A 26,642-nucleotide genomic window follows, 5' to 3' on the forward strand; every position below is an offset into this window, starting at 1 on the left:
GTTCGTGAACCGCACCGTCCTTCGCGTCGAGCCCGGGAGGCTGCGCGTGTTCAACACGCCGCTGCCCTGGCCTCCTGGCTCCCTGGAGCTCGCCCCGGAGGACATCGTCCAGTTCGAGTCCACGCCCGGGCTTCGCGTGAAGCAGGGCAGCAAGGATGTCGTGAAGCCCACGGACATCATGCTCGTGGTGGATCAGCAAGGCCGCAAGAGCCAGCTGGTGCCGGGCCTCGAGTCGCAGGCCCAGTTTTCCTGGCTCGAAGCAGAGATCCGCCGGACCCTGGGGATGCCGGCCCCTGTCACCGGGAGCTGGCCCCAGCAGGCTCCTGAGCCAGAGCAGCTGAGTGCGGCTCCGGCTCAGTCCACGGCCGAGGTACGGGAGCCCGGGACGGGGCTACCCGCCGAGGAGCGCTCACCGCGCGGCCTGCCGGAGCGGCTGGTGCATGCGCTGATCGCACACGGGCTGGGCTACGTCTCCGCCACCCAGCAGGTGTTTGCCGTGGGCGGTCATTTCGGCTGGCTGATGATGGTGATCATTGGCCTGCAAGAGGGCGGCGCCGGTGGGGCAGGGAGGACGCTGAGCAGCGGGCTGCTCTCGCTCTACAAGATGCTGGGAGGGGTGAATGAGCACGGGCGCGGTGGCACGGGCGAGATGATGGAGGTCTGGGGCAAGGTGGCGTTGATCATCTACCTGGTGGAGGTGCTGCTCTCGTGGGTGCGCGGCCCGAGGCGTCCCTGGGGGCTGAGGCGCATGTGGGCCGCCTCCACCATCCTGGCCTGTGTCGGCTATGGGCTGGCCTTCGCGCTCCTGGCCGGGAGCAAGGCAGGGGGGCGCGTTGGGGAAATGCTGGGGGTGATGCTCTTCTGCGTCGGCTTCACCTCTGTGATGACCTTGTGGGCCTTGGGCGTCGGCAAGTTCATCCGCATCCTGCAGCAGCAGATCCGGGGGGCGCCGGGCCAGGAGCAGTAGCATGGGAGGCCGGGTTCTATTCCTGCCGCCTCTGACCAGAAGGGGTGCTCGTCACCCGTGGGCGGATGTTCTTCGCTTCCGCCTTCGCCGCTGCCTCGGGCGGTGCATTCCCCTCCTCTGCGTATAGGCGGGAGAGAGGCCATGTGGAGGGTGAGGGCAGGAGCGGAGGTGCCGTGGAGGGCCGCTGACTGGGGCCGCCCGAGGCCGCAGGGGGCTTGGAGGCTGCAGGCCCCCAGAACTCGCAAGCGCGGGCGCTTTCCTGGTTTTTCGATCAGCAGAGCCCGCGCTCCATGGAGGTTGCGATCGCGGTCGCCGCGATCGTTTTGCCGCGCTTCTTGAGGATCGTCTCCATTCTTATGCGCTCGATGAGACGAAGCTCGGCTCCGCGGTGATCCCGATCTTCCATGTTTCGTCACGCGAGGACGTCGATCGAGTCCACCGTCGAGGACCCGGACGGGAACTCGGTGGGCATCATGAGCGCGGTCGACGAGTCCAAGCGTCGGCCGCCGCCGCCGCCTCGCACCTGATCGCCACGACCGATGTCGCAACCGCGCTCTCCGCGCTGTTCAACATCGGGTCGAAAGAGAAGGTTGCAGAAGCTCGTGGAGATGCTTGATATGGATGAACGGTTGTTAACTCCCCAGGCTGTCCGGCGGGAATTCCAGCCGGTCGGAAAGGCAGAGCGTCGATGACGGTCAAGCGAATGGACAACGTCGGCATCGTGGTGGAATCGCTCGATACCGCCATCTCTTTTTTCGCCGAGCTGGGCCTAGAGCTCGAAGGACGAACCACGATCGAAGGAGTGTGGGCAGGGCGCGTCACGGGACTGCGCGACCAGCGCGTCGAGATCGCCATGATGCGCACGCCGGACGGCCACAGCCGGCTCGAGCTCTCTCGATTTCTCACGCCGCCTGTAGTCGCCGATCACCGGAACGCCCCGGTGAACGCCCTCGGCTACCTACGCGTCATGTTCACCGTGGAGGACATCGACGATACGCTCGCCCGGCTCCGCAAGCGCGGCGCGCAACTCGTCGGCGAAGTGGTCCAGTACGAAGACGCGTATCGGCTCTGCTACATCCGGGGGCCCGAAGGACTTCTCATCGGGCTCGCCCAAGAAATCGGCTGAGCGCTGATGACTTGGACCAGTCGCGTGGCTCTCGACCCGAAACTCCGTCGCCTCGAGCGGGCGGGACTGGATGACGAGGTCGCACCCCTGCTCCAGATAGGCGGCGGCATGATGTGGGGCGCGGCCATCGCGCTCAGCGCCAGGTCGACGCCCCTTGCAGGGCTCCCATGATGATCACGAAGGCCATGTAGGAAACAGCGTGCTCCATCTTCCCCTGACGGAACCCTTCACCCCAGTCACGTTCGAAGGAGCCCTGCACCACTCCATCCTTCTCGAGGGTGAGCACGGAATCATTGCCCTGGGCGATGAAGAGCCCGTCCGGAGTCGAGATCTCCAACCGGGTGCCACCTCCCTCCGGGTGAGAGTTCGTCACGCGGGCGAGCTCCAGGTTCTGCTCATCTCGGATGCGGATGTAATTCGAGCGGCTGTTCGAGCGGGCCAGCAGCGCACCGTCGGGTGACCGCGCTTCCCAGTCCGTGTAGAGCCCCTCGCCCTTGTTGTAAGCGGGGTGCTCGAGCTTGAGCTCCGCCAGCACGCCGCCACCTTCCGAGGACAGGACCTTGAAGCGATCGGAGCCAGCGTAACCCAGGCTCCACGCTCCTTGTACCCGGCGACCCGGCGCGAGCTGCTCCAGCCCCGCGCCAGCGGGAAGGAAGCGGATTCTCCCCTCCTCAGCAACCGAGCGCATCCGAGCGGACGATGTGGCCTCGAGCCACTGCAGGAGATCCCTCCACAGCGCGTCGAGCTGCTCGGGAGGTACGGGGCACTGCACCGAGTTCCTCAGCTCCCCGGATCTGGGGATCAAGTGAATGACGCCGTTCTCACGCTCGACGTGAGCAACGTCCGCGTACCGGATTTCCCACTGTGCGGGAGCTTCGGCCAGGGTCAGGAAGTTGATCCCCTGCACCTCCACGTGATCGTCGAAAAAGGTGGCCTGCCAGTCGCGATCGGCCCGCTTCAACCTTCGGGAGATGGCGACGGTCAGGACGAGCCACAAGCCCGGGAAGAGGATGAGGAGAGTCGGGGGGGCGTCCAGCGCGAGCGCGATCAGCAGCGGCACGGCGAGCAAGACCGCCAGGGTGCAGCCCACGCGGGATGAACTCACTCCTCCCAGCATTGAGGCTTGAGGCCCCCCCCGGACGACGTAGCGCGGCGAGACTGGGGAGGAGGTCAATGGGGAGACCATGGTCGCAGGAGCCTGCGGAATGGGGTGGGACAGGACGGGACGACACGGGACGCGGCGGGAGCCAACGATGAGGTCTGCATCGAGAACTCCTGCGGAGCTGACGGGTCTACCAGGGCGGAGGCCAGGCAAACGGCACCACACACCCATCGGATGGGAAGGTGACCACGGCGAAGCTGCCCCCTTGCAGGGTGGCAGGCGAGTATGCCGGGTTGTTCTCCTTCGCCGTCCCCGCCACGGGGCAGGTCCGCGGATCGATGGTGGGTGGCCTCGCGAAGGGGGTGCCATAGAAGGCATTGCCCTCGATGGTCGTCGGAGCACTCAGGCCGCCCGCCGCGATGTGGATATTGGAGTTGGTGACGAGCGCGGAGCTCCCCGTTCCATTGTATTGCACCACGGCGCCGTCGCCGTAGCACGCGTAGTCCCCGAACCATGCGCGCGTCCCGACCGAGAGCGCGATCTTGATGTAGCCACGAGCGCTGGTCCAGATCGTGTTGTTCTCCACCCGCGTGCCGACGAAGGAGAACCGCACGCGTTGGGCCGGTGAGGGGGCCGGGAGCGGATCGATGACGATCCCTCCTCCAGCGGCATTGCCCCCGCTGAAGAGGGTGTTGTTGGCGACCCGAGAGTGCTGCACCCGGCCGGCCTCGCCCCGAAAGAGGACGATGTACACGTCCGTCAGATCGACCATGACATTGTGGGTGATCTGCGCATTGTGGTGGGCAACGCTGAACCCATCCTGGGTGTAGCTGTTATCCGGGCTGGCGTAGGCGGTGACCAGGTTCTGCGAGATGACCGACGGACTGTCTCCCTGGCAGGCCGAGGAGGGATACGACGCGCCGGCGACATACAGGTTCGTCCAGCCAGCCGCATCCCCGAGCCGGTTCTGGCTGAAGGTGACGTTGCAGAGGGCAAGAACGTTGTAGCCCTGGGCGTCTCGGATGCCCGTCGACGGGATGATGTAGCCGAACTCCGAACGCCGGCCATCCACCCAGACATGCTTGAGCGCTCCCCCTGGCTCGATGGACACGAGAGGAGCATTGAACCCGGCGGCACGCACCAGCCGCCCCATCTCTGCGTATTGACGAGGAGTGGGTGCCTCCACCGTCAGCAGCGTCACGTTGCCAGGGAGGGTGAGCGTCGTCGTCAGCCGGACGACCGCGCGCTTGCTCAAGGTGACGAGCCCTCCACCACTCTGCGACTTGCTGTTCAGGAGAGCCTGAAGCGCGGCGCCGCTTCCACCCGCGAAGTCGGCGGTCCCCGCCGTTGGCACCGTCAGGACGGGCGTGGCGTACCACCCATAGCTGGCGGAGCAGAAGCTGGAGACCCGCGAGGCGAACTCACCGCTGGTGAGGATGCTCTCCACCACGCTGCTCCACGGCGTCCCCGTGTTGAGCTGTTGATGGAACACATCGAAGCCCCCGCTGTCCGGCTCACGATTCAGCGCGCCCCGATAGAGCGTGATGAGCTTCGCGGCATGGCTGTAGCCGAGGCCCGCATACTCGCTCGAGGTGTAGACGGACCTCCCGAAGCTCTTCAACTGCTCGACGGTACAGCCGCTGGCGAACGTGCCCGTCACCGCAGACCATGACGCCTGATCAGGGGCCCTGCCCAAAGCCTCCGTATAGAGCTTCGTGATGTACTGGGTTGGGACGCTCTCCGAGCCACTCGCGGCGGCCTGAAGAGGGAGCGCACCGCCGATGAGCGCTACGAGGGGCACGACAAGCCCCGCGACTCCTCGAAAGCTCCGCACGCTGCACCCTTCTGCCTGACTGCCCATCACACTTGTCGGTTCCATCCGTGATCTCCCCTGCAAAGGACTCGAGCGCGTGGGCCCTGTCCATTCGTACGCGGGGAATAGACGCGGTGAGCCTGCCCCGATTGCGTGGACACCCCCGATGAGTCGAAACGCGAGAGGATATGTCCATGGAACGCAGGAAGAGAAGGAAGTTTACGACCGAGTTCAGGGCCGAGGCGGTCCGGTTAGTCCGGGAAGGGACCAAGTCACTGCCGCAGGTAGCCAAGGACCTGGACCTGACCGAGTCGGCGTTGCGGATATGAGTGCGCCGGGCCGAGGTAGCTGAGGGCAAGGGCCCCGCCGGCGCGCTGAGCACCGCGGAGCGAGAGGAACTGGTGCAGTTGCGACGGGAGAATCGGCAGCTGCAGATGGAGAGATGTGGACGGCAGCCGAGATCCGATGAATCTACCCCACCGACTTCGCCACGCGCCACCAGGCCCGCTCGGCGAGCTTCGAGTACCTCGAGGTCTTCTACAATCGACGTCGGCGGCACTCGAGCCTGGGCTACTTGAGCCCGGTCGAGTATGAGCGGGCCGCCCTACCTGCTAAGTTGGCAGCATAGCACCCGTGTCCACGGAATCGGGGCAAGCCCAGAGGAGGATACGGACATCGCCTCGAGCAAGAGCGCCTGCCTCGATGCCTGCGAGGCAGGTGGTGAGGTGCTCGCAAACTTCTGCAGACGATTGAGATCTCCTCGGCGACAAGCCCTGTGCTGGACCGCGACCCATGGCTCCAAGGTCGCGTGCATCGGTATGTGCAACGCTATCTACAAGTGAGCCGGCCAGGCCGGCGCAGGAATTCCCATGAAAGACTGGCGCCCGAAACTCACCTCTATTGATGATCCGATCGCGGACGACCACTGGTCCTACAAGACCAAGAACGGAATCAAGCGGACCTCCCGCATCACCATTGGCCGGCCTGCCCTCGTCGAAGACGGTAAGACTTGGTACTGCCCGATGGACTTCGAGCACGTCACTCAAGGGATCGACTACGCCTTCGGAGTGGGCCCGGTAGATGCACTGATGAATGCCATGTACTTCGTCCGCAACCGCTTCTTCGAGTTCGATGACGTGACGCCTCGCTCGAAGCCCAAAGCCGCTGCCAAGCGGCACGTACCTCCGAAGAAGCGGACAGCGAAGAAGAAAACCGCCAGGAAGGCTTGAGGCACAGCCGACCACTTGCCATGTGCAGCGTAAGCCGCCGATCCTACCCAGGTCGCACGAGTGCCTTGGGAGTGGTACGCCAGGGCAACGATGGAAGAGGGAGCGACGAGCTTACATCTGCTGACGCTGCTGCTGGAGCCAAGCCTCCGGCAGGAGCTCGGCGAGGCGGGAGGCCGGGAAGCGGGTGTCGCCCAGCTTGGGCAACACGTCGCGCAGGTAGGCCCACGGGTCCGTACCGAGCCTGTAGCAACTGAGCACCAGGGAGTAGGCGGCAGCAGCACGGTGGCTGGCCGCATCACTGCCGGCGAACAGGTAGTTGTTGCGACCGATGGCTATGAGCTTGATGAGGCGCTCGACTTCTCCATTGTCCAGAGGCAGGCGCCCGTCCTCAAGGAAACGTCCGAGCTGGACATAGCGGTGGGTGGCATAGGTGAGGGCCTTGCCCAGGGGCGTCTTGGGGGCCACCTGGGGCTCCAACTCCTCCAGCGTGCTGAAGATGTCAGTGTAGAGGCAGACGCTTTTCTCCAGGCGCAGGTGGCCGCGCTCTTGGGGCGTCAGGTTGCGCTCTGTGGCCTCGCGCTCGACGGCGTAGAGCTTCTGGATGTGGGAGAGGACCAGGCTGGCGCGCGGCTCGCCGGCCTGGAAGGCTCGCTCCATCCGTAAAGACGCAGTAAAAATGTGGAGGCGGCGGGAATCGAACCCGCCACTTGGAGCTTCTGTCGAGAGTGCTCCGACTCGGTCGAGTGCCATTTCCATAGAACTTCCAGGGGCGCCACTTCCAGATCGGGCTTGGCTGAGTTCCGTGGTTGCCCATCGGTAGCGGGCCCCCGTGATGGGTGCGCCCCATCCTGGAGCACCTGGCATGACGAGAGCAGATGCCTGGGGCCCAGAGGACTGCGTGATTCAAGCCGGTCTTCGCGAACGCTCCTCCAACGGCTGGATGAGTTCCTCGAGCCAGCGTATCCGTAGCCACCGGCTCCGTCGTAGCTGCGCGGTCATGATCAACCGGAGGTTCCGGGCGGTTGCTTCCGGTTCGGTCCTCTCTGTCACCGAGGCCAGCGTGAATCGCAAGTGCCTTTGGGCAAGCTCCTGCTCCTCATTCAGTACGGCCAGCTCCAACATCGCGGCGTGGTCCCGGTAATTCAACCGGGGGCCCTGGCACTGTTGCTCCAAGGCGAAGCGCACCACAGGCAGGAGCTGCTCCTTCTTCAAGAGCGAGAGCTCGTCACCCTGAACCTCCAGCAGGAGGAGGGCATCCATGCCGGGGGCGTAGTCACGCCAAGCCGATGAGAATCCCTGGAGGTACCGATCTATCGCCAGCCTCAAGAATCGTGGTGCCATCTCAGGGGAACTCTCCAGCGTCTCCTCCCAGATGCCCCGATAGAGACTGCCGAGGAGTCCGCACGTCTCCGGATTGGGGCCGTACTCCCTGAGCAGGGACTCGAGCAGGTCACTGGCACGGCGGCGATGCTCCGAGGGGCCACGGCCCTGCTCACTCTGGTTGAGCGCAAAGGCCCACTGCTCCCGGACCAGAAACAACCGCTGGATCTTCTCTGGCATTGCCTCCGCCAGCCGGATCATCCCCTCCCAGTCCTTCAACGCCCGGTACGAGAGGAAGAGCTCGATGAGCACCTCTGCGTCGGGTGCATCCATGGGATGCAGTTGCCGTTCAACGCGCCGTAAGGCATCGCCACCATCTTCCCGTGCACGGGCCTCCGTCAGTTGCTCCCGTAGCCTTTCCATGCGGAGGAGGTGACTGCGCACCTGCTCCCGCCCTTCGGCAGCGCGCACCCAGTCCCCTGGTACCCGCTTGAGTGATTCCCCGAGCAACTGTCTCAGCTGCTCTGCCTCCCTCTCAGTGAACCGGTTGGCCGCTCCCAGGTCGTACTCGAGACACGACGACCACCGCTCAAGGAGGGGTACCTTGTGACGGCGTGCAACGAGGGGCACGACATCCTCGAAGAGCCATGCGCCAACTCCAAGCTCGAAGAGGGACTCCGCGCTTCGCGTGGACAGTTCAACCAGCACGGGGCCTTCCACAGGCCATTGAAGGGCTTCGTGAGGAGCCAATGCCATCAACTCCGGAGTCACCCGGACTGGCACCATTCCAGCGCCCAGGACGGCCGGCTCAATGGCCTCCTCGTAGATGCGGTCGAAGTCAATGGCCGGTAGTCCGGTGGGGTCCGGCCGCACGCCAGTAGGGAGGACGACGCGGCACACCGGTACATCGGGCCTGGCAAGCAGTTCCTGGCGCCGCGCCGTGCGCTCCCGCCTCACCTTCTCGTGCTTGTTCCAGAGCGCGCCAACGGTCTCCTCTGCCACCGATACCGGAAGTTGCAGTGCTCGCGCCACTTCCGTGCCTGAGAGGCTGCGCAATGGGTCAGGTCCCTCAGACCAGGCTGGAAGCCGCGACGGCCTCGAACTGCGCCTCGGAACCAACTCCCGAGCCGCGGCCTCAACGGCGGTGAATTTATCCTCGGAACGTGCCCGCGGAACTGCCTCCGGATGCTCACGGCTCCATGCCAGCCATACACCCTGGCCCCACCGCGATGTGGCACACCGCGCGGCGAGCGACCCCGCGGGAACGAGCCCCGGCCGGCTCAGCGTCCGTCCCACCACAAAACGCCAACCGAGATGAAGCATCGGCGGCACGCTGAGAGAACGCGTTTTTCCGTCAATCGCGATCTTCAGAGCCTCAACATCAGGGTGGTCCCCAAGCCCTCCCTGCAGCCAGCGGATCTTGTCCTCCAATGAGTTCCATCGTGCGTGGTCAAGATCTGGATGGGCGACCTGCGAATACGCCGAGAACAGGCTCAACATCGGAGCCAGTGGTGAACTTTGTTGGTGTCCCCAGCTGGACTCGAACGTTATGGGCCTGTTCTCCGCCAGGACCTGGCGCGCAGCCTCCGTCAGCAGCGCACCCTTGTCGTTGGGCTGGAAACCCGGGGGGGCTACCAGGATGGCGGCGTTCGCTACATCAAGGCCTGCATCCAGCTCATTCTCGAAGGGCGGCGGTCCGAGAAAGATCTGCGTCTGCCATCTGTCGCTCGCGACGACAACTTGCTCCACCACCCTCTGCTTCGTCGTAATCCTCAACAGATAGGGGCCAGGTGCCAATTCGATGTTGCAGGCGGACCAGGGCGCGTCGCTTTCCTTATCGGCCTCACCCTCTTTGGAGAAGGAGACCAGGGGCTGGCCGTCGAGTGCACACAGGCTTAATCCGCGCGCGGGATGGCGTCCCCGCTCACTCCGTGATGAATGAGCGAAGACAAAGAGCTGGCTTCCCGCGCCCAGGCGTACGTGAGTCACCCGGCTATATGCATAGGCCGCCTCCATATGAGCGTCTCGGACCGAAGAAGCCCGCTCCAGCGGCACAGGAGTAGCAATGCGCAGCAGGGGCGCAGCGACCTCCATGCCATCCTTCCCTGCAGGTACGTACTCGAGCCTCTCCTGGAGAGCATTCCCCAACCGGAACCTGAGCTTGTAGACGCCGGGCCGGACCCAGTAGCGGAAAAATACCTCGTCGAAGTGGACAGGAACCTCGCCAGGCTCTCGTTCCACGAGTTGGAACGAGCCGTCGAGGACCGAAACCTCGGTGGCCGGGTCCTTTACCCTGACCATCAGGGGAATCTCAAAGATGCCCATGGCCAGCGCCTCCGATGCGGACCCGTTGTTCCCCTTCCACCCCCTTCACCTCGAAGAGCTCCGACGCCCCACCCACCTGGGCTTGGTACAACCCCCGGCGCAACCTTACCCGCCAGCCTTCCGGCGTCTGCTCCCAGGTGTCGCTTTCGATCGTTCGCAGCGCGCCATCCTTGAGGACCAGTGGGTCAGAAGAACCACTCACCTGGAGTAGCACCGGAAAGTCCGGACGCCGCGCATGGCCGAACACGATCGGATCGGGACTCAGCTCAAACCTGGGCACCTGCGCGGGCACCCCCTCAGGTAGGGAAGGCAGGTTGCTTTCAACGTAGGCCTGGAGCGACCTGCTGGAGATCACCCCCTGCTCATCCGCCGCATTTCCCCACAAGCCTCGCACCAGGGTGCGGCTGAACAGCCCATGGACACGCCCATCCTCGAACTGCCGCTCGTGCGAGCTTCCCCTCCAGTAGGTCGAGAAGCCGTAGAAGTAGACCACCTGTGCTGCTTCCGGGTTCTCCACCCTTCGCCATGGCGGATGCCGAAGAATCACCCTCGGGTAATTCTGCCGGCAGCAGTCCATGAAGAGCACCACTTCATCGAAGTAGGCGGCCGTCTGGAACCACTGCGCGTAGCGACGCCCAGCCAGGTGATGAGTGTAGATCTCGCTGGCGTTCGCCATCAGGAGCGCCGTCTCGTCCAGATCTTGTGAGAAGCCGTGCCCGGCGAAGAAGAGGTAGAGGCGCCCTCCCACCCGGCCCCTCCGCCGGGCGATGACGTGCAGGCGCTCGAAGGCGTCATCGATCTGTTCCGCGGTAGGCCGCGCATCCCTGCGCGTCTTGCCGGAAGAGACGATGAGCTCCGTGTTGTCCGGGGGCACGTTTCCGCCCTTGGGCGAGGTGACCCACTCATGGAAGTCCATGGCGTCATTCTCAGCGCCCTGGAGCGGAGCAAACTCCGGGTAGCTGTTGATGCCGATGGTGATGGCGTGATGATGCTCTGACATGGAGCGCGTGATGCTTTCAGAAGAGAGCTAGTCCTCGGGATACATCTCCCGGATGAACGACTTGTCGCGCTCGGAGAGCCGCCGCTTCCATCCCACCTCGAACCCGTTCTGGGTGAACTCCTTCGGGATGGGGTAGATCATGATGGACTCCGGATCGAACTCGGAGGACACGGTCAATTTCCGGCTGTACGTCTCGATCAGGTTGCGCCGGGTCGCCGTCTCGTCCCAATGGTTCGGCGGACCCGCGTGGTAGGCAATGACGGCCTTCTCGTCCCAGGGGATGCCCGCCGCCGGACTCTGATGCTCGTGAATGCAGCCCAGCGCGTGGCCAAACTCGTGCAGCACGACGCGCGAGTACTCTTCGTCCTCTGTGTCCGGCTCGAGCCAGCCCAGGTTCATCGTCGGCTGATCCTTGGGGATGGCGAGGCACTCCGTCCCGACATAGGACCACGAACCACCAGGCTGGAATGCGATGCGGATCTGTGCCTTGGGGCTGTCCCCAAAGCGCAGCTTCAGGTTGGCATGGAGAGTCCACTCTTGAGCCACGAGCTCGACCTTCTCCCGAATCCGTGGATCGCCCCCCATGAACGCGACGTGGAGCGTGCTCCCAGGGTCCCAACACGCGCCCTTCAGCAGGGCCAGCCGCTCGGTGGTCTCGCTGTTGGGAACCAACTTCCGGTCGATACAGGCCCGGATCACCCTGCTCATATCCCTACCTCCCACACTGCCGCGAAGAAGCGACCGACTCTAGCCCCTGCGCTCTTCGCGTTGGAGGTCTTCGTGTAGTCCCAGCATGGACGTAGGAGGCAGGGCGGCGGCGCATCTCGGCCAGAGCCCAACGAGGAGTTCTCCGGCGGAAAAAGGCGCCCAGCGCAGAGCGCGGAATCCGTGGGCCACCATCGTGGCACACCACCCCCTTGCACTCTGTCAGCAGCCCTCCTCTGCCTCTCTGCTCTCGATCAAGAACTGATTTGGTCCCTACTGGCGACACGCGCCTCCTCGTTAGGAGCGGGCTCGGCTCAGAGCGACGGGTTGTCCTGCATGGAGGCGGCGGGAATCGAACCCGCCGCCTCCAGCGCGGGTCTGCTGGAGCTTGCTCTCATAGGCCCTGATCCCCACAAGCAGGCAGGGGCTCCACGGGGGCTCGTGGGAGGCGGACGGTAGCGTGTGCCCTGGCGAGGTGTGGCTGGGGAGGGGCAGGTGGGAACGCACGGGTGGGCGTACCGGCGAAGGCAGCCGGAGGGGACGCTGCTGTACGAGGCGGTGCGGGAGAACCTGGCCACATTGCTGGCGGAAGCCAGCGAGGTAGGGCGCGGCAGAGGACGGCCGCATCGCCTATCGCATGAAGCGCCCGCTGCCGGACGGCACCACGCACCTGCTCTTCACCGGGCTGGAACTTTTACGGCGTGTGGCGTCCCTGGTGCCTGCACCTCGGGCAAACCTCACGAGGTTCCACGGAGTCTTCGCTCCAGGCGCCAAACTGCGGCCATTTCTGGTCCCCCAAGCGGAGGAGACGAGCGCGGGGAGTGAGGCAGCGGCCAAGCAGGAGCAGATGAAGGAGAGGACGCCGCGAGTGGATTGGGCAGAGTTGCTGAAGAGGACGTTCGACTTCGACGTGTTCGCATGCATGAGGTGTGGAGGTAGGCGGCGGGTCTTGGCGTATGTGAAGGGAGCAGCAGGGGTGAGAGCGATACTGGAGCACCTGGGATTGCCCACGGCGAGTGCGCACCTGGCCCCCGCGCGAGGGCCGCCCCAGAGCGCCTGGTGTTGAAGCTCAAGCCGCCACAGCAAGCCAAGAAAGCCAGGCCCCTGCCGCGCCCCGCCTGGGAAGGCGGCTGGGCTGGGCAGGCGTGTGTCTGCTGGAGATGAAGGGCTTCTGCGAAGGCCCGGAGTGCGGCTCATGGGCTCCCCGTCAGCGTCCCTCACCTCCCGCTCTGCTCCCGTCCGCTACGCCCAATAGGGCTCTTGTCCTTCCTATGCGCCGCGGTAGGCTAAGCTCATCGTCGAGGGAGGCCTTTCGGCCGTCAGGTGGACATCATGCCAGCCACGCTCCACGTCATCTTCGGGCCCTGCGGCGCGGGGAAGACCACCTACGCCCACGCCCTGGCGCGCCGCGAGGGCGCCGTCGCCTTTGTCCTCGACGAGTGGGGCGCGCGCCTGTTCGGCCCCGACGTCCAGGGTCCCCTCGACTTCTCGTGGATGGTGGAGCGCCTCCGCCGCTGCGAGGCGTTGATCTGGTCGACCGCCGCCGACGTGCTGGCCGCCGGGACTTCGGTGGTCCTCGACATCGGCGCGATGCGCCGCGCCGACCGGGCGCGCATCGGCCAGATCGCCCAGGAGAAGGGCCTGCCGCTCAAGTGGCACTTCGTCGACGCGCCGCAGGACGTCCGCCGCGCCCGCGTCGCCGGCCGCAACACCGCTAAGGGCGAGACCTTCGTCCACGAGGTGACGCCGCAGATGTTCGAGCTCCTCGAAGGACTCTACGAGGCGCCGGCGCCGGCCGAGTTGGAGGGCGTGCTGGTGAGCGTGACCGACTAGGGCGGAAAGCGCGGCGCTACCGCTTAGGGCGGCCCGGCGCGGTTCGCGGTCTTCGCCGACGCGCCTTCGGCGAGGCGGGCGCCGCGGAGGATGCCTTCCATGGCGTAGTTCCCCTCATGGCAGGCGTACTCGTAGATCTGCCCCTTCGTGGGCTTGAACGAATACTCGCCCGACCAGGCCTGGGTGTAGTGGACCAGGTCGTCGACGGTGAACTGGTAGAGCAGCTCGTCCTTGCCGATCCGCGTGAACCGTTCGGTCACCGTGCCCTTGGAGGAGACCGGCGTCAGCGTGCGGCCCTCCTGCGTGGGGTTCACATTCCTGGTTTCGGTGACGAGGGTGTCGCCTTCCCACCAGGCCACGGTGTCGCCCAGCCACGGCCGGATGGTCACGGGCGCGTGGCTCGCGCGGGCCTTGGCGGCCGACGCGAAGATCGGCGCGATCCGCACGTCGTGGTTCATCTCCAGGTAGATGACGAAATAGCCGGGCGTGACGAGGAAGCTGTAGTTGTTGTTGTAGATCGCGTTGAGCATGACCGGGCCGCCGGCGTCGCTCTGTGCGATCAGGCAGCGCTCGCGGATCGGCAGGTCCTCGGGGTTGGTGTAGGCGCCCTTGCCGGAGCGGTACTCCTGCCCGTCGCGGATCATCAGGCGAAGGCTCTTGGCGCGATCGCGGAACGGCATCTTGCCGTCGGCCGGCCTGGTGATGAAGGAAGAGCGCGCCTCGCCGCGCACGCGCATCAGCCCGTCGCCGGAATCGATCCAGAAGGCGTTGTAGCCGGCCGTGGCGTTCTCGTCCTTGAACGCGCCCTGGCTGAGGTCGGAGGTCCCGTTCGCTCCCCCAAGCGGAGGAGACGAGCGCGGGGAGTGAGGCAGCGGCCAAGCAGGAGCGGATGAAGGAGAGGACGCCGCGAGTGGATTGGGCAGAGTTGCTGAAGAGGACGTTCGACTTCGACGTGTTCGCCTGCGCGAGGTGTGGAGGCAGGCTTAAGGGTGTTGGCGTATGTGAAGGCAGGCAGGGGAGTGCGAGCGATACTGGAGCAGTTGGGCTTGCCCACGGCAGGTGCGAGGCGAGCCCCGGCGCGAGGGCCCCCTCAGGCCGCGTGGTGTTGAGGCTCAAACTGCCAGGGCCAGGAGAGCCAAGCCCCTGCCGCGCACCTCATGGGAGGGCGGCCAGGGCCGGCGTGTATTCCAAGGGGCTGCGCGGCCTGTCCACCCGCTTGGCTCACGGCTCGGGCGGCCCCAGTCAGCGGCCCTCCACGACACCTCCGCTCCTGCCCTCACCCTCCACATGGCTTCTATCCTGCCTATACGCCGAACGTGATCTGCCAGGGCGGCTCGTGCAGCGACGCGACGCTGCCCGCTATTGCACGTGGCTGTGCCGGAACGACGGCGACTGCACCGCGGCGGCGCCGCACTGCCTCCCGCAGACCTTCGGCGCGACGACGATGAACGTCTGCAAGCGCTGAGGTTTCACGCGCGCACGAGCAGCGCGTAGCCGAGCATCGTGCGCAAGGCCTCTTGCGCGCGGCGCGGCAGCAGCGCCTGCACGGGGCGGAACCAGATCGGCCACGGGACCGGGCGCCCGATCTTCTCGCCCTCGACGACGAGGTGGCGGGGCTCGGTCCAGCGCCAGCCGTGGGCCGCGTAGAACGCGGCGGGGTCCCGCGCGCCGTCGCGCATCGGCGCGTTCTTGAACTTCACGCCGCGCGCGCGCACGGCGCGGTTCAGGAACGGCGCGCTGAAGTCGACGATCCAGGCTTCGATCGCGGCCTGCGCGTGCAGGTCGTCGGCGAGCTTCGCGACGTCCTCAAGCGGCAGGTACGTCAAGACGCCCTCGGTGAGGACGATCGCGCGCCGCGCGCCGGCGACGCACTCCGCGAGCGCGGCGCGGCGTGCGTCGTCGACGGACAGGTCGGCGGCGACGCGCGCGAGGCGGCAGCGCGGCGTCTCGCCCGCGAGGCGCTGTTCCTTCAGCGCGACGATCTTCGGCATGTCGACCTCGACCCACGAGAGCGACGACGGCAGCGCCATCCGGTACGGCCGCGTGTCGAGGCCCGCGCCGAGGTTCACGATGGTGTCCACGCCGCGCGCGATCGCCTCCTGCAGGTAGCGGTCGATCACGACGGTGCGCACCACCGTCATCCACTCGAACTGCTCGGCGCCCGTCATCTTCCGCGCGAGCTCGCGCCCGCGGTCGCCGGCGAGGCGGCCAGCCAGCGGGTCCTGGAAGAGCGAGCCGGCGCGCTCGGTCTCGCGCGCGCGGTAGGCGGCGATCCACAGCGCGGTGTCGGAGACGTCGGCGATCCCGGGATCCATGGGCGCAGGATACGGCGTCAGCCGTTCACGAAGAAGCGCACGTCGAGCGCGTAGGCAGGATAGGCAACGCATCGTGCGCGACGGGCCGCTGACGTCGGGCTCACGCCGAAAGACCGTGTGCCTTCCGAGAATCGGCTCGCATCGCACCGATTCCGGCGACGAACAGCGAGCACACGTCGCCGAGCCCGCGGCGTGCGCGGGTCGGCGCTCACCACTCGAACGTCGGCTCCGGCGGCCCGCGCGCGCGTTCCAGGCGCGGGCACGTTGCGTCGAGGCCCAGGTGCTCGAGGATGCGGCGCACCGCGGTGCGCTCCTGCACGAACGCGAGCACTTTCATGCGGCCGCCGCACGCGGCGCAGCACAACACGTCGACGCCGAAGACGTGCTTCAGCAGGTCTGCCCAGGGGACGCGGTACGGGCCGACTTCTCCCCCTGCAGCCAGGATGCACACCTGGCTCTCCCTCTTGTGCACGTCGATGCCGATGAACTCCACTGCGAGCCTCCACTGTCCTGAGTTGTGGGGCTGCTGGACTACCACATGGGTAGTGTCCTGCCGCTTCATCCCATCTATACGCTGCCTATACGCTCCGGTTTGGTCTTTTTTTGGTCCCAAAAACCGGCTTTGGTCCCGCGAATGCAAGCGCCGCCCCCGTTCTCAGAGGGCGGCGCCTTGAAAGCGGCGGGTTGCTCGGCTTGGAAGCGGCGGCAATCGAACCCGCCGCTTTCGGGAACCTCAATGCGTGTACACGTCCGCTGTCACATCGTTGGGGCCTATCCCCCGCTGATGAGCACCCGCCCGTTGGGCAGCAGCGTCGCCTGGTTGTACATCTCCGCCGTCGCGCGGGGGCCGTTTCGATCCATCCCCCCGCCAAGTTTGCCTGGCACGCGGCCCTCTTCCATGGCCTGCGCTCAACCATGGCCTGCGCTCAACCCGGCGTGAATGTGAGGACGCGGCGGAGGTTGGAGCGGATGCTGCTCTGGGGCACGAGTTGGAAGAGCCGGTCTCGCGCCCAGCATGCGAGGCGGTTCTCCCACTGGCCCATCTCCCCAAACCGCCGGGACTGGCTCACGAAGCCGTTGGCGCGTGGAAGGCGCAGGGCCTGATAGCGGGCGAGCGCCGCCGGGAGATCCGGCTCTGCAGCCAGGCACCGCGCGAGCACCGCCGCGTCCTCCACCGCCTGCCCCCCACCCTGCCCCATGTTGGGCGTCATCGGGTGGGCCGCATCCCCGAGCAGCACCACACGCCCGCGCCCCCAGCTCTGGACCGGGGGACGATCATGGATGTCCGTGCGGACGATGGACGCGGCCGGCGTCTTCTCGATGAGGACGCGCACAGGCGCATGCCAGTGACCGAAGCGTGGCAGCAGCTCGGCATGAGCGTCGGGGGCGTCAACGCCGCCCACCCGCGTGTTGGCGGTGGCAAACCAGTAGGTGCGTCCCTGCCCCAGGGGAACGATGCCGAAGCGCAGGCCCGGGCCCCAGCTCTCCGAGGTGGAGAAAGGGTCCGCCACGCCCGCCTCCTCACACACGCCGCGCCAGCTCGTATAGCCCGCGTACCGGGGCTCGCCATCATTGAGGAGCTGCGCGCGAAGCGTGGAGCGCAGCCCGTCGGCGCCCACCAGCAGCTCCCCCTCCACCTCGGTGCCATCGGAGAGCCGGGCGAAGACGCTCCCCGGCTCCTCCCGAAAGCCCACGACCTTGACGCCCAGGCTGAGGGGCTCCGGCCCCAGCGCCTCTTGGAGCACCTCCTGGAGCCGGGCCCGGTGGATGATGATCATCGGCGCGCCGAGCTCCGCGGCCATCTCGCTCACGAGCATCGTCCCAAGCGAGCGGCCCCGCCAGTCGAGGATGGAGCCGCGCTGCATGGCATGGCCGGCCGCGGCCACCGCCGTGTCGAGCCCGATCGTCCGGAACGCGAGGATCGCGTTGGTCTGCATGGTGATGCCCGCGCCGACGGGGCGCAGGGAGGCTGCTCGCTCGAAGATCCGGACGGAGAAGCCCGCCCGACGTAGCGCCACCCCGAGGGTCAGCCCTCCGATTCCGCCACCCGCTATGAGGACCGTCCTCTTCGTCTCCATGCCTGAGGTGTAGACTCAGCGGCCCGCGCAGACAACTGCTCTTTCGCATGCTGCCAGCGGGAGAGGCGAACGGACATGAAGCTCTACGCCATCAGCGATCTCCACGTCCGAGCCCCCGAGAACCGCGCGGCGCTCGAGCAGCTCTCTCCCCACCCCGAGGACTGGCTCATCGTCGCGGGAGACGTGGGAGAGACTCGCGAGGATCTCGCGTTCACGTTCGAGACGCTGGCCTCGCGCTTCCGGCAGCTCATCTGGGTCCCCGGCAACCATGAGCTGTGGACGATCTCCCAGGACCCCTCCGCGCTCCGGGGCGAGGCCCGGTACCGGCAGCTCGTCTCCCTCTGCGAAGCCTATGGCGTCCTCACGCCGGAGGACCCCTATCCCCGGTGGCCCGGCGAGGGGCCTCCCCGGATCATCGCCCCCCTCTTCCTGCTCTACGACTACTCGTTCCGGCCGGATGACGTCCCCGAGGAGGACGCGGTGAAGTGGGCCGCGGAGTCCGGACTGATGTGCACGGACGAGGCGGTGCTCTTCCCCGATCCCTACCCCTCGCGCTCCGCCTGGTGCGCCGCACGCTGCGAGCAGACCCGCCAGCGCCTGGAGGCCCTGCCCGCGGACTGCGCGACGATCCTCGTCAACCACTTCCCGCTGCGCCGGCACCATGCCCGCCTGCCCCGCATCCCCCGGTTCTCCATCTGGTGTGGAACGCGGAGGACCGAGGACTGGCACCGGCGCTTCCGGGCCGAGGTCGTCGTCACCGGGCACCTGCACATCCCCCTCACCTTCTGGGAGGAGGGCGTGCGCTTCGAGGAAGTCTCCCTTGGCTATCCGAAGCAGTGGCAGCACCGGCGCACCATCAATCAGGCCCTCCGGCAGATCCTGCCGGCCCCTACCCCGCCCTCCCCTACGCCGATCTTCCACGGGTAGGCAGGCGCAGGAATGGGCGGCCACCATTGTCGGGGGACGCTCGATGGGGTTTTCTTCGGGCCCCATGCGACCTCGGACCCCCTCTCTCACCCGCGCGGCAGGATGCACCCTCGCGCTGCTCCTCGCCACGGCCTGTGGCTCCTCCCAGGAGATGACCGTCATCCAGGAGGAGCTGGAGCTGCGTAACGAGGCCCGTGACGACGCGGCCGTGGTGGAGCGGCTGCCGCTGGGCACGCGAGTCAAGGTCCACTCGCCGCGCCCCTGGGAGACCGAGGGGTGGCACCGGATCGTCACGAAGGCGGGCACGCGCTGGACGAAGCTCGAAGGGCTGGCCCCCTACCCGCTTCGCGGCGAGACACGGTTCGTCCGGGTGGAGGAGCTGCCGGTGCATGCGACCCGGGAGGCCTCAGGGCGCGTGTCGGAGACGCTGAAGCTGGGCACCGAGGTCCAGCTGCTGGCCGAGGATCCGCCCGGCGACGCGGCATACCGCGGGGTGATCCATGAGGGGACGCTGCGCGGCTACGTGGAGGAGTTCGCCCTGTCAGCGCAGAAGCCGCTGACGCGTGACCTGCTGGCAGCCTCCAGCGAGTACCTCAAGAAAGGCGACTTCGACCGGGCGAAGCAGCTCGCCAAGGCGGCCCTGGCCATGGCGGAGGGCACCGGAAGGAGTGGCGCGCTCGTCGAGGCGCTCACTGTCGCGGAGACGGATCCGGGTGAGCTGAAGGCAGAGCTCACCGCGTTCGACGACAAGGCAGCCATCGACTTTCCTCCGGCCAAGGGGGCTCAGGGCTACGTGATCCCGTACCGGGCCGCGGTGCGAGAGGGGCCGGATGACCGGGATGCCATCGTGATGGTGCTGCCGGTGGACGCGGCCGTAGAGATGCTGGATCTCAAGGGGCCGTGGGCACACGTGGCGCTCATCGCCAAGGAGACGCCCTGGATGGCGGTGAGCCTCGGGGATCTCGCGAAGGTGGAGGTGGGCGAGACCGCAGCGCTCTCCCCTGCGCAGCGGGGTGGCCGCGCGCGAGGGTACATGCGGCTCGCCACGCTCCAGGCGAAGCGCCCCAGTGCCAACGAGCACCTCGGCCTGGCGAACAGCCTCTTACGGAAGGAGCGCGCAGAGGAGCGGCTGGCGCTGCTGAAGCGGGCCTTGGCGATCGCCGAGCCGGCGCAGGTGCCCCAGATCGTGCAAGTGCTGATCGACGACGCCTTCCAAGGCGAGCGCTACCGCCTGGCCGTGGCTGCGGCCCTCCAGCTGAAGGAGGCGGCGCAGGGAGGCCCCCAGGCTCCGAGCCAGGGGTGGAAGATCGAGACGGTGACGAGCCTCTACGGCTGCTCGGGGGGGCCGCTGGAGGCCCAGGTCGAGCAGGTGGACTTCGAGCCGGACGGCGAGTTCCCAAAGCCAACGGGCAACGTCTGCGCCCTGGTGACGGGGCTGTTCTCCCCCTGTGACGTGTGCCTGTCGGACCTGTCCGAGTACGACGCCAAGGAGCGCCAGCACGTGCTGCGCGACAAGGTGGCCGTGGACGAGGCGCTCACCGATCACGGCGAGGTGATCACGGACCACACGAAGGCCACCTCGCGGCTGGAGGACGCCTACCCGCGGCCCTCGAGGATGCGGGTGACGGTGCGAGCGGGCTCAGGGGCTCCCCCCGGCCGCCTCTTCCTGTTCGAGCTGCCGCTCGAGGTCGAGCGCTACGAGGCCACGCCGATCGTGAAGCCGCTGTTCAAGGAGGCGCGAGTCTCGGAGATCGACCTGCCCGAGTCCGCCAACGAGGGCCGGTGGGAGTACTGGATGAGCACGCTGCAGTGGGAGGACGCGGCCCACGGGGCGGTGTTCGCCTCGGATCCGAAGGCTGCGTGGAAGGCGGTGCAGGCGTTCGCCCGACAGCTCCAGGCGAAGCCCTCGGAGGTGCAGGCGCGCAATGAGACGGCGGGGGTGGTGTACTCGCTCCACGTCTCGCCTCACTGTGGCAAGTGCCCCACCCGGCGGAAGTGAGCTCCGAGGGCTCCACCCCCGCCGAGGCGAGCCGCCAGGTCAGCGAGCCTTCTGCTGCGCGGAGGTCGGGAAGTTCGGCGGGGGCGTGTTCACCACCTGGCTGGGATACGACGTGAGCGCCGTGAGGTAGCTGTTCGTCAGCTCGTGGTTCTGCCAGAGGTATTGATTGTAGGCAGTGAACCACCACTGCTCGCCGACGTGGATGTAGCTGGTGTTGTCCGCCGCCAGGCCCGTGAGCTGGGGAACGAAGTCGGCGGTGTTGGTGACGCGGAAGGCGGCGGCCACGGCGGTGGTGAAGGCGGTGACGAAGGTCTGATCGCCGACGTGCAGGCCGCCGTAGGTGTACATGATGGGCGACGCGCCCGTGTAGGCGTTGTTCAGCACGATGTCGAGCGACGCGAGCGTGGCGACACCTCCACCGAGGCTGTGGCCGCACACGTAGATCGGCAGCGTCGTATCCTGGAACCAGGCGACCGCATTCAACATGGACTTGGAGAGGCTGTTCTCCACGAACGTCGCGCCTGTATAGAAGTCGTACTGGCCCTTGGCGACGTTGCCGATGGACTGGCCTCCAAGCGTGCCCGCCACAGGGGTCCAGTTCAAGTCGTAGGCAGCCTCTTCCTTGGTGCGGGTGCCGCGAAACACCACCACGTTGTGCTGCGGGATGCCACTGTTCGGCGGCGTACCGGTGGCCACGTAGCCGAAGAACGTCTTCGTCGTGAGCTCCCAGACGTAGATGCTGGGTCCAATGGTGTAGCCCGGGACGGAGATGGGCGTCTTGCCATTGTCATCGTAGAAGCTGTACGCGGCCTCGACAGCGTTCGCGAAGGTCAGCGCGAGCGTGGCGTTGTACGTGGGAGCGGACGAGGTGCTGGCAGCGACACTGGGCTTCATGGGGCCTTCCTTGGGAGTGAAGCCCCAGCCAAGCAGACCCCATGACTGGCCGTCGAGGACCTTGAGGAACGATCTTTCGCCACGGATCGTCCAAGCGGCATGCGCTCAGGCTTCCTTGGACCCCTCCTGCTGCGAGGAACCCTCTTCCTGACTCTACTCGTAGGAGGGAGCGCCCTCGCTCAGAGGCGCACCTTCACCCAGGAGCGGTTCGTCGCGGCAGCGCGTGAGGTGCTCGGCGTCCCGTACGATCTCGGCGGCCGACTGAGAGATCCTCAGGACGGGATCGACTGTCAGGGCGTGCTCTTCTATGCGGCAGAGCGCGTCGGGCTGTGTGGCTGGAAGTCCTTCTCCGTGATGCCCACGAAGTCCGTTCCGGCCGGAGAGCTCGGGACGGCCGTGGAAGGCCTGGCGCCCGTGGCCTCCTCGGAGCTCGAGCTCTCGAAGCTGCAGCCGGGGGACGTGCTGCTCCTGGTGGGCTTCGATCAGAACCCGGCGGAGCCCTCGATCGGCACGCTGAAGGGCCAGCCTGTCTGGGTCTGGCACACGGGCCTGTACAGCGGCTCAGGCCAGTGGATTGTCGGCGACCACTTCGCGGGCCAGGCGGTGGAGGTGGACCTCAAGACCTACCTGGCCGAGCACGCGGACACCTACGCCGGGCTCGTCGTGACGCGGATGACTGACGGCCCCCATCCGAAGCGCTGCCGCAAGCACCCGCCCATGAAGCTCACGGAGGCTCACGGCACGGCACGGTGAGCCGCATGGCCCTGCGAAGGCCTGCCGCTCAGGCGGAATGGGCGTTCGCGTTCGCGGCGTGGAGGCGGGGTGTCCGCTGGGCCCAGGGACGTGCCCGCTCGAGCTGCCCGGCCAGGCGGAAGAGCGTCGCCTCGTCCTCGAAGCGCCCTACGAACTGGACGCCCACCGGCAGGCCCTCGGCGCTCCAGTAGAGCGGCACGCTCATGGCGGGCTGGCCGGTGAGATTGAACGGGGCCGTGAACGCGCAGTACGCGAAGGCCCGCTGCATCCACTCCTCGGCCGTCGTCGGCGCGTTCGCGTTCAGCACTCCCAGCCGGAACGGCGCGACGGGCAGCGTCGGCGTGAGCAGCACGTCGTACTGAAGGAAGAAGCGCCCCACCTCCCGCGAGACGTGGTTCATGATCGCGAAGGCCCGCTGCAGCTCCACCGCCTTGAGCTCACGGCCGTGCAGCACAGTCGCCCAGACCGAGGCCTCGAGCACATCCGGCCCAGGCGTGCGCCCCACCAGGGGCGAGAGCCCATCCACCAAGGCGGCCGTCCCCGAGCTCCAGATCGCCGCCATCGCGGTCTCGACTGCCTTGGAGCGGTAGCCGGGCGTTGCCTCGACGACTTCATGCCCCAGCTCGCGGCACAGCTTCGCCGCCTCCTCCACCGCAGTCACACACTCGGGACTGACCGGCGCTCCGGAGGCCGTCTCACGGGTGAGGGCGATGCGCAGGCGCCCAGGCTCCCGCCCCACCTCCTCCAGGTAAGGACGCTCCGGAGGCGTGATCGTGTACCGATCCCCCACGTCCGGCCCCTGCGTGGCATCCAGCATGGCCGCGCTGTCCCGAACCGAGCGCGACAGCACGTGCTCCACACCCAGCCCGTTCAGGCCCTCCGACACATCCGGCCCCGAGGGCGTGCGCCCCCGCGTGGGCTTCAGCCCGAACAGCCCACACAGCGAGGCGGGGATGCGGATGGAGCCACCTCCGTCATTCGCATAGGCCACCGGCACCATGCCAGCGCTCACGGCCGCACCCGAGCCACCGCTGGAGCCTCCCGTGCTGTACTCGGGGTTCCACGGGTTGCGCGTGGGGCCGTGCAGCACAGGCTCGGTGGTGGCGCTGAAGCCCAGCTCGGGCGCGTTGGTCCGCCCGATCGGGATGACGCCCGCACGCCGAAAGCGCTCCATGAGCGTGGTGTCGTGAGGCGCCACCATGCCCCGGAAGAGCCGGCTCCCCAGATCCGTGGGGACGCCGGCCATGTGGAGCACCAGATCCTTCACGAGGAAGGGCACTCCGGTGAAGGGGCCCTCGGGCAGCGGCCGTGCCAGCACGGCCTGGGTCTCTGCCTCCAGCAAGCCAATCACTGCGTTGAGGGAGGGATTCACCGTCTCGATGGCCAACAACGCCACCCGAACGAGCTCCTCGGGCTTCACCTCTCGACGCCGGACGAGCTCCGCCAGGCCAACCCCATCGAATGTCACGTACTCGCGCAGGTGCATGGCGCAGCTCCGCGGGCGGAAAACACTCCCCTCCCCCGGCCCGCGACCGGGAGAGAGGCGTCAACGCACTTACGGCAGCAGGGTGATGCGCCCCGTGGAGGGAGCCTGCAGCGGGTTGTTGGCGATCAGGTAGGCCTCCACTGCATCGACGTCGATCGGGCCGGTGAGAAACCCCGACCCCTTTGTGAACTCCAGGTAGCCGTCGCCACCGGCAGCCATGAAGTGGTTCACCGTGACGCGGTAGCTCGCCGCCGGGTCGAGCACCGTCCCATTGAGCGTGATGGACGCAGGATCGATCTTGCTCCCCACCGGAGCCGACGCGCTCCAGCTGTAGGCGAAGCCCTGGGACACCTGCATGATGGAGGTGCCAGCCGGCTGGAACTGCTGCTCCAGCACAGTGTCGATCTGCGCGCCGGTGAGCGTCAGCGTCACCAGGTTGTTGGCGAAGGGCTGGGTGGCGAAGGTCTCTCCGTAGGTGACGTCTCCCGCGTTGATGTCCGCACGGACGCCGCCCGGGTTCTGGAAGGCGATGACGGCGCCGCCCTTGCTCTCCGCCTTCGTCGCCGCGAGCATCGCGTCCGCGATCACGTTGCCAAGTGTGGACTCACCCGAGGTCCCAGCGGGGAGCGGACGCACGGGAGCCTTCAGCTCCACGGAGGTATTGCCGATGATGCGGTTGGTCAGGGGCGCGGCCTTGGTGGCAGCGGACTTCACGAACGCATCCGCAGCGGTGTCCATGTTGTCGCGGGTGACGATGTGGTTGGTCGCGAGCGCCTCCACCACGTCGCGCGTGTCGGGATCCAGCGTCAGATCAATAGAGGTGACGATGCGCCCGAAGCTGGCCGCGCTGGTGACGATCTTGCCGTCGATGACGCAGTTGTAGGCCTGGTGGGTATGGCCGGAGACAACCACGTCCACCGCGTCATCGAACCGCTCGGCCAGCTCGACGATGGGGCCGGAAGCGCCGGGGCACTCGTTATACAGGCCCGTCTGGTAGCCACCCTCGTGGATGATCACCACGACGGCCTCCACGCCCTCCGCCTTCAGCTCCGGGATCAGCGCGTTGACGGTGTCCGCCTCGTCCTGGAAGGTGAGGCCCGTGATGCCCGCCGGGTTGACGATGAGCGCGGTCCCCTCCAGCGTCATGCCGATGAAGCCGATCTTCACGCCCTGGAACTCACGGATCTCGTAGGGCGGGAGCAGGGTCTTCCGGGCGGCCACGTCGGTGAACACGTTGGCCGAGAGGAACTTGAACTTCGCGCCCGTGAAGGTGGAGCTGGCCTGGCATCCATCCACGGGGTGGCAGCCGCCGTTCTGCATGCGCAGCAGCTCATCGCGGCCGTCATCGAACTCGTGGTTGCCCACGCCGTTGATGTCCAGCCCGATCATGTTCATCAGATCGATGGTGGGCTCGTCGTGGAAGATGCCGGAGATCACCGGCGAGGCGCCGATCAGATCCCCCGCCGACACGACAATCGAGTTCTCGGGGTTGCGCTGACGCAACTTGTCGATGTGGTAGGCGAGGAAGGTACCGCCGCCGGCGTTCACATCGGCGGTGCCGCCCGTGGTGTCCGGAGCCCGGATGCGGCCGTTGCTCCCCGAGGGGGCCTCCAGGTTGCCGTGGAAGTCGTTGATGGCAATCACCTGGACGAGGACGGGAGGCTCGGGGTCATCACTGCAGCCGGAGGCCAGGGTGAGCAAGGAGCCCGAGACAAGGGCGCCGAGGAACTTGAAGGCGCTGGGACGAACCCGAGCGCGGGAGGACGAAGAGTAGGAGTGGATCATGTGCGCGGAGGGAAATACCTGAAAACGGATCCGCACGGAACCACTGGGCCGTGGCGATCCGGCAATCTTGCCGCACGGCGTCCCACATGCAGGCGGGAGCGGCGAGCTACCTGTCTCCCCAGGCCACACCCACGCCCAGGGTGAAGGAGACCCCATGGGTCCACGCAGCATCGGGCGGCTTGAGACCTTGGTAGAGCACCTCCGCGCTCACGGTGAAGGGACTCTTGAGGGCCGCGTGCGCGCGCAACCCGAGCGGTAGGCCGACGCGCCGCCGTCCTTCCCAGGGGAACAGGCCCACACCCACGGTGGCCCGAAGATCGAGGCCCAGCAGGTACCCCGGCCGGGCGGTCCATAGCGGCGGGGTGAGCAAGGCGAGGGACGTACCTCCAGGGCGAAGCTGAGCCTCCGAGCCCCCCACCCCCCTCATCCAGTCGAGGGACAGCATGAAAGCTCGGGGCAGTGGGACCGCCGCGCGCAAGCCGAGCATGGGGGAAGTCCCTCGGGAGTCCCTGCTGAGTCCCCCGAGGAAGTGCACGGACAGCGCCGGCGCGGGGCGGAAGCCTCTGAGCGCCGCGGGCTCCGAAGAGGAGGCCGCCTCTTCGAAGCGATCACTCGCCCACTCGAGGAAGGCCCGTGTGTAGGCGACCGCACCCGAGACCCGAGCATCCATGAAGGCCGCGTACCCCGCGGGATCGACGGCGTACGCACCTCCCCGCCAGCGCACCGTGCGCGTTCCGAACACGTTGCCAGCCTCGCTGCCATAGTCGCCGAAAGCTCCGGCCTCGTGGGTCGCGGGCTCGGCCCAGAAGGCGCTCCAGGGGATCGGTCCTCGAGGCGTGGGGAGGGAGTCGCTCCGCACGGCTGCCAGCGTCTCCCTCGCGAGCGCCTGCTGCGCCTCGGGCCCTGGGAGCGGCACCACCTGACGGCCGGAGCCCCGGGCCAGAGAAGAGCGGACTCCATACCGCTCGAAGCGATCGCCCAGGCC

General features: G+C 67.1%; 22 protein-coding genes and 3 pseudogenes. 11 read left to right on the top strand and 14 right to left on the bottom strand.

Translation table 11 applies throughout. The features are described 5' to 3' along the window. The 3 genes from VD972_RS25460 to VD972_RS25470 form a co-directional block, all read left to right on the top strand. Window positions 1-967: hypothetical protein (locus VD972_RS25460; RefSeq protein WP_324991277.1), on the top strand; the 967-nt coding region annotated here is incomplete at its 5' end. Between the two features lie 404 nt (window positions 968-1,371). Beyond that, on the top strand, window positions 1,372-1,494 hold the full coding sequence (locus VD972_RS25465) for a hypothetical protein (RefSeq protein WP_324991279.1): 123 nt from the start codon (window positions 1,372-1,374) through the stop codon (window positions 1,492-1,494). 161 nt (window positions 1,495-1,655) lie between these two features. After that, the gene (locus tag VD972_RS25470) at window positions 1,656-2,093 is read left to right on the top strand and encodes a VOC family protein (protein WP_324991281.1); all 438 of its coding nucleotides are present in this window, start codon (window positions 1,656-1,658) and stop codon (window positions 2,091-2,093) included. Window positions 2,094-2,226: 133 nt separating this feature from the next. Here VD972_RS25470 and VD972_RS25475 read toward each other — a convergent pair whose 3' ends face one another. Beyond that, complete coding sequence (locus tag VD972_RS25475; RefSeq protein WP_324991282.1) at window positions 2,227-3,198, bottom strand: hypothetical protein; 972 nt, start codon at window positions 3,196-3,198, stop codon at window positions 2,227-2,229. A 187-nt stretch (window positions 3,199-3,385) separates the two neighbouring features. Further along, window positions 3,386-4,996: a DUF4214 domain-containing protein gene (locus tag VD972_RS25480; RefSeq protein WP_324991284.1), complete on the bottom strand. Its 1,611-nt coding sequence runs from the start codon at window positions 4,994-4,996 to the stop codon at window positions 3,386-3,388. Between the two features lie 206 nt (window positions 4,997-5,202). Between VD972_RS25480 and VD972_RS45550 the strand changes: the two are divergent. The 3 genes and pseudogenes from VD972_RS45550 to VD972_RS25495 form a co-directional block, all read left to right on the top strand. Beyond that, window positions 5,203-5,451 (top strand): annotated as a pseudogene (locus VD972_RS45550) (transposase); the annotation flags it as partial. Window positions 5,452-5,489: 38 nt separating this feature from the next. Continuing rightward, window positions 5,490-5,636, top strand: a pseudogene (locus tag VD972_RS25490) (IS3 family transposase); the annotation flags it as partial. A 241-nt stretch (window positions 5,637-5,877) separates the two neighbouring features. Continuing rightward, entirely contained in the window at window positions 5,878-6,237 is a 360-nt protein-coding gene (locus VD972_RS25495) for a hypothetical protein (protein ID WP_324991288.1), read from the top strand. 111 nt (window positions 6,238-6,348) lie between these two features. Here VD972_RS25495 and VD972_RS25500 read toward each other — a convergent pair. From VD972_RS25500 to VD972_RS25515, 4 genes and pseudogenes are all read right to left on the bottom strand, one after another. Continuing rightward, window positions 6,349-6,891 (bottom strand): annotated as a pseudogene (locus VD972_RS25500) (IS66 family transposase); the annotation flags it as partial. A 249-nt stretch (window positions 6,892-7,140) separates the two neighbouring features. Further along, the gene (locus VD972_RS25505; protein WP_324991292.1) at window positions 7,141-9,882 is read right to left on the bottom strand and encodes a TRAFs-binding domain-containing protein; all 2,742 of its coding nucleotides are present in this window, start codon (window positions 9,880-9,882) and stop codon (window positions 7,141-7,143) included. Then, window positions 9,869-10,882, bottom strand: coding sequence for a caspase family protein (locus VD972_RS25510; RefSeq protein WP_324991294.1), 1,014 nt, complete (start codon window positions 10,880-10,882; stop codon window positions 9,869-9,871). Before VD972_RS25510 ends, VD972_RS25505 begins: the two co-directional genes overlap by 14 nt. Window positions 10,883-10,909: 27 nt before the next feature. Continuing rightward, on the bottom strand, window positions 10,910-11,590 hold the full coding sequence (locus tag VD972_RS25515) for a hypothetical protein (protein ID WP_324991296.1): 681 nt from the start codon (window positions 11,588-11,590) through the stop codon (window positions 10,910-10,912). Between the two features lie 634 nt (window positions 11,591-12,224). Between VD972_RS25515 and VD972_RS25520 the strand changes: the two genes are divergently transcribed. Together VD972_RS25520 and VD972_RS25525 are read left to right on the top strand one after the other, a co-directional pair. Then, window positions 12,225-12,653, top strand: coding sequence for a hypothetical protein (locus VD972_RS25520; RefSeq protein WP_414654121.1), 429 nt, complete (start codon window positions 12,225-12,227; stop codon window positions 12,651-12,653). A 266-nt stretch (window positions 12,654-12,919) separates the two neighbouring features. Beyond that, entirely contained in the window at window positions 12,920-13,420 is a 501-nt protein-coding gene (locus VD972_RS25525) for an ATP-binding protein (RefSeq protein ID WP_324991319.1), read from the top strand. A gap of 23 nt (window positions 13,421-13,443) precedes the next feature. Here VD972_RS25525 and VD972_RS25530 read toward each other — a convergent pair whose 3' ends face one another. From VD972_RS25530 to VD972_RS25545, 4 genes are all read right to left on the bottom strand, one after another. Further along, entirely contained in the window at window positions 13,444-14,157 is a 714-nt protein-coding gene (locus VD972_RS25530) for a hypothetical protein (RefSeq protein WP_324991298.1), read from the bottom strand. A 732-nt stretch (window positions 14,158-14,889) separates the two neighbouring features. After that, window positions 14,890-15,735 carry an SAM-dependent methyltransferase gene (locus VD972_RS25535; protein WP_324991300.1) on the bottom strand — a complete coding sequence of 282 codons (846 nt, stop codon included), beginning with the start codon at window positions 15,733-15,735 and terminating at the stop codon, window positions 14,890-14,892. Between the two features lie 208 nt (window positions 15,736-15,943). After that, window positions 15,944-16,228 carry a hypothetical protein gene (locus VD972_RS25540; protein WP_324991302.1) on the bottom strand — a complete coding sequence of 95 codons (285 nt, stop codon included), beginning with the start codon at window positions 16,226-16,228 and terminating at the stop codon, window positions 15,944-15,946. A gap of 433 nt (window positions 16,229-16,661) precedes the next feature. Further along, window positions 16,662-17,813, bottom strand: a complete 1,152-nt coding sequence (locus tag VD972_RS25545) for an FAD-dependent monooxygenase (RefSeq protein WP_324991304.1) — start codon at window positions 17,811-17,813, stop codon at window positions 16,662-16,664. 75 nt (window positions 17,814-17,888) lie between these two features. Here VD972_RS25545 and VD972_RS25550 point away from each other — a divergent pair, with 75 nt between their 5' ends. After that, window positions 17,889-18,740 (top strand): metallophosphoesterase, encoded by an 852-nt coding sequence (locus VD972_RS25550; RefSeq protein WP_324991306.1) that lies wholly within the window; start codon window positions 17,889-17,891, stop codon window positions 18,738-18,740. A gap of 64 nt (window positions 18,741-18,804) precedes the next feature. Then, window positions 18,805-20,739, top strand: coding sequence for a hypothetical protein (locus VD972_RS25555; protein ID WP_324991308.1), 1,935 nt, complete (start codon window positions 18,805-18,807; stop codon window positions 20,737-20,739). A gap of 39 nt (window positions 20,740-20,778) precedes the next feature. Here the strand turns inward: VD972_RS25555 and VD972_RS25560 are convergent, their stop codons facing one another. Further along, window positions 20,779-21,633 carry a lipase family protein gene (locus VD972_RS25560; protein WP_324991310.1) on the bottom strand — a complete coding sequence of 285 codons (855 nt, stop codon included), beginning with the start codon at window positions 21,631-21,633 and terminating at the stop codon, window positions 20,779-20,781. A gap of 99 nt (window positions 21,634-21,732) precedes the next feature. Here VD972_RS25560 and VD972_RS25565 point away from each other — a divergent pair, with 99 nt between their 5' ends. Beyond that, the gene (locus VD972_RS25565; RefSeq protein WP_324991312.1) at window positions 21,733-22,386 is read left to right on the top strand and encodes a hypothetical protein; all 654 of its coding nucleotides are present in this window, start codon (window positions 21,733-21,735) and stop codon (window positions 22,384-22,386) included. 28 nt (window positions 22,387-22,414) lie between these two features. Here the strand turns inward: VD972_RS25565 and VD972_RS25570 are convergent, their stop codons facing one another. From VD972_RS25570 to VD972_RS25580, 3 genes are all read right to left on the bottom strand, one after another. Then, window positions 22,415-23,872: an amidase gene (locus VD972_RS25570; protein ID WP_324991313.1), complete on the bottom strand. Its 1,458-nt coding sequence runs from the start codon at window positions 23,870-23,872 to the stop codon at window positions 22,415-22,417. Between the two features lie 69 nt (window positions 23,873-23,941). Next, window positions 23,942-25,657, bottom strand: a complete 1,716-nt coding sequence (locus VD972_RS25575; protein WP_324991315.1) for a bifunctional metallophosphatase/5'-nucleotidase — start codon at window positions 25,655-25,657, stop codon at window positions 23,942-23,944. A 106-nt stretch (window positions 25,658-25,763) separates the two neighbouring features. Further along, the coding region (locus VD972_RS25580; RefSeq protein ID WP_324991317.1) for a hypothetical protein at window positions 25,764-26,642 on the bottom strand (879 nt) is incomplete at its 5' end.

The organism is Hyalangium sp. (assembly GCF_035629615.1).
Classification (GTDB): domain Bacteria; phylum Myxococcota; class Myxococcia; order Myxococcales; family Myxococcaceae; genus Hyalangium.

Excerpts from the sequence above, each read along its gene's own strand:
- VD972_RS25465 (WP_324991279.1), top strand. The coding sequence starts at position 1,372 with ATGTTTCGTCACGCGAGGACGTCGATCGAGTCCACCGTCGAGGACCCG.
- VD972_RS25470 (WP_324991281.1), top strand. The coding sequence starts at position 1,656 with ATGACGGTCAAGCGAATGGACAACGTCGGCATCGTGGTGGAATCGCTC.
- VD972_RS25495 (WP_324991288.1), top strand. The coding sequence starts at position 5,878 with ATGAAAGACTGGCGCCCGAAACTCACCTCTATTGATGATCCGATCGCG.
- VD972_RS25505 (WP_324991292.1), bottom strand. The coding sequence starts at position 9,882 with ATGGGCATCTTTGAGATTCCCCTGATGGTCAGGGTAAAGGACCCGGCC.
- VD972_RS25510 (WP_324991294.1), bottom strand. The coding sequence starts at position 10,882 with ATGTCAGAGCATCATCACGCCATCACCATCGGCATCAACAGCTACCCG.
- VD972_RS25515 (WP_324991296.1), bottom strand. The coding sequence starts at position 11,590 with ATGAGCAGGGTGATCCGGGCCTGTATCGACCGGAAGTTGGTTCCCAAC.
- VD972_RS25520 (WP_414654121.1), top strand. The coding sequence starts at position 12,225 with ATGAAGCGCCCGCTGCCGGACGGCACCACGCACCTGCTCTTCACCGGG.
- VD972_RS25525 (WP_324991319.1), top strand. The coding sequence starts at position 12,920 with ATGCCAGCCACGCTCCACGTCATCTTCGGGCCCTGCGGCGCGGGGAAG.
- VD972_RS25530 (WP_324991298.1), bottom strand. The coding sequence starts at position 14,157 with ATGCGCGTGCGCGGCGAGGCGCGCTCTTCCTTCATCACCAGGCCGGCC.
- VD972_RS25535 (WP_324991300.1), bottom strand. The coding sequence starts at position 15,735 with ATGGATCCCGGGATCGCCGACGTCTCCGACACCGCGCTGTGGATCGCC.
- VD972_RS25545 (WP_324991304.1), bottom strand. The coding sequence starts at position 17,813 with ATGGAGACGAAGAGGACGGTCCTCATAGCGGGTGGCGGAATCGGAGGG.
- VD972_RS25550 (WP_324991306.1), top strand. The coding sequence starts at position 17,889 with ATGAAGCTCTACGCCATCAGCGATCTCCACGTCCGAGCCCCCGAGAAC.
- VD972_RS25555 (WP_324991308.1), top strand. The coding sequence starts at position 18,805 with ATGCGACCTCGGACCCCCTCTCTCACCCGCGCGGCAGGATGCACCCTC.
- VD972_RS25560 (WP_324991310.1), bottom strand. The coding sequence starts at position 21,633 with ATGAAGCCCAGTGTCGCTGCCAGCACCTCGTCCGCTCCCACGTACAAC.
- VD972_RS25565 (WP_324991312.1), top strand. The coding sequence starts at position 21,733 with ATGCGCTCAGGCTTCCTTGGACCCCTCCTGCTGCGAGGAACCCTCTTC.
- VD972_RS25570 (WP_324991313.1), bottom strand. The coding sequence starts at position 23,872 with ATGCACCTGCGCGAGTACGTGACATTCGATGGGGTTGGCCTGGCGGAG.
- VD972_RS25575 (WP_324991315.1), bottom strand. The coding sequence starts at position 25,657 with ATGATCCACTCCTACTCTTCGTCCTCCCGCGCTCGGGTTCGTCCCAGC.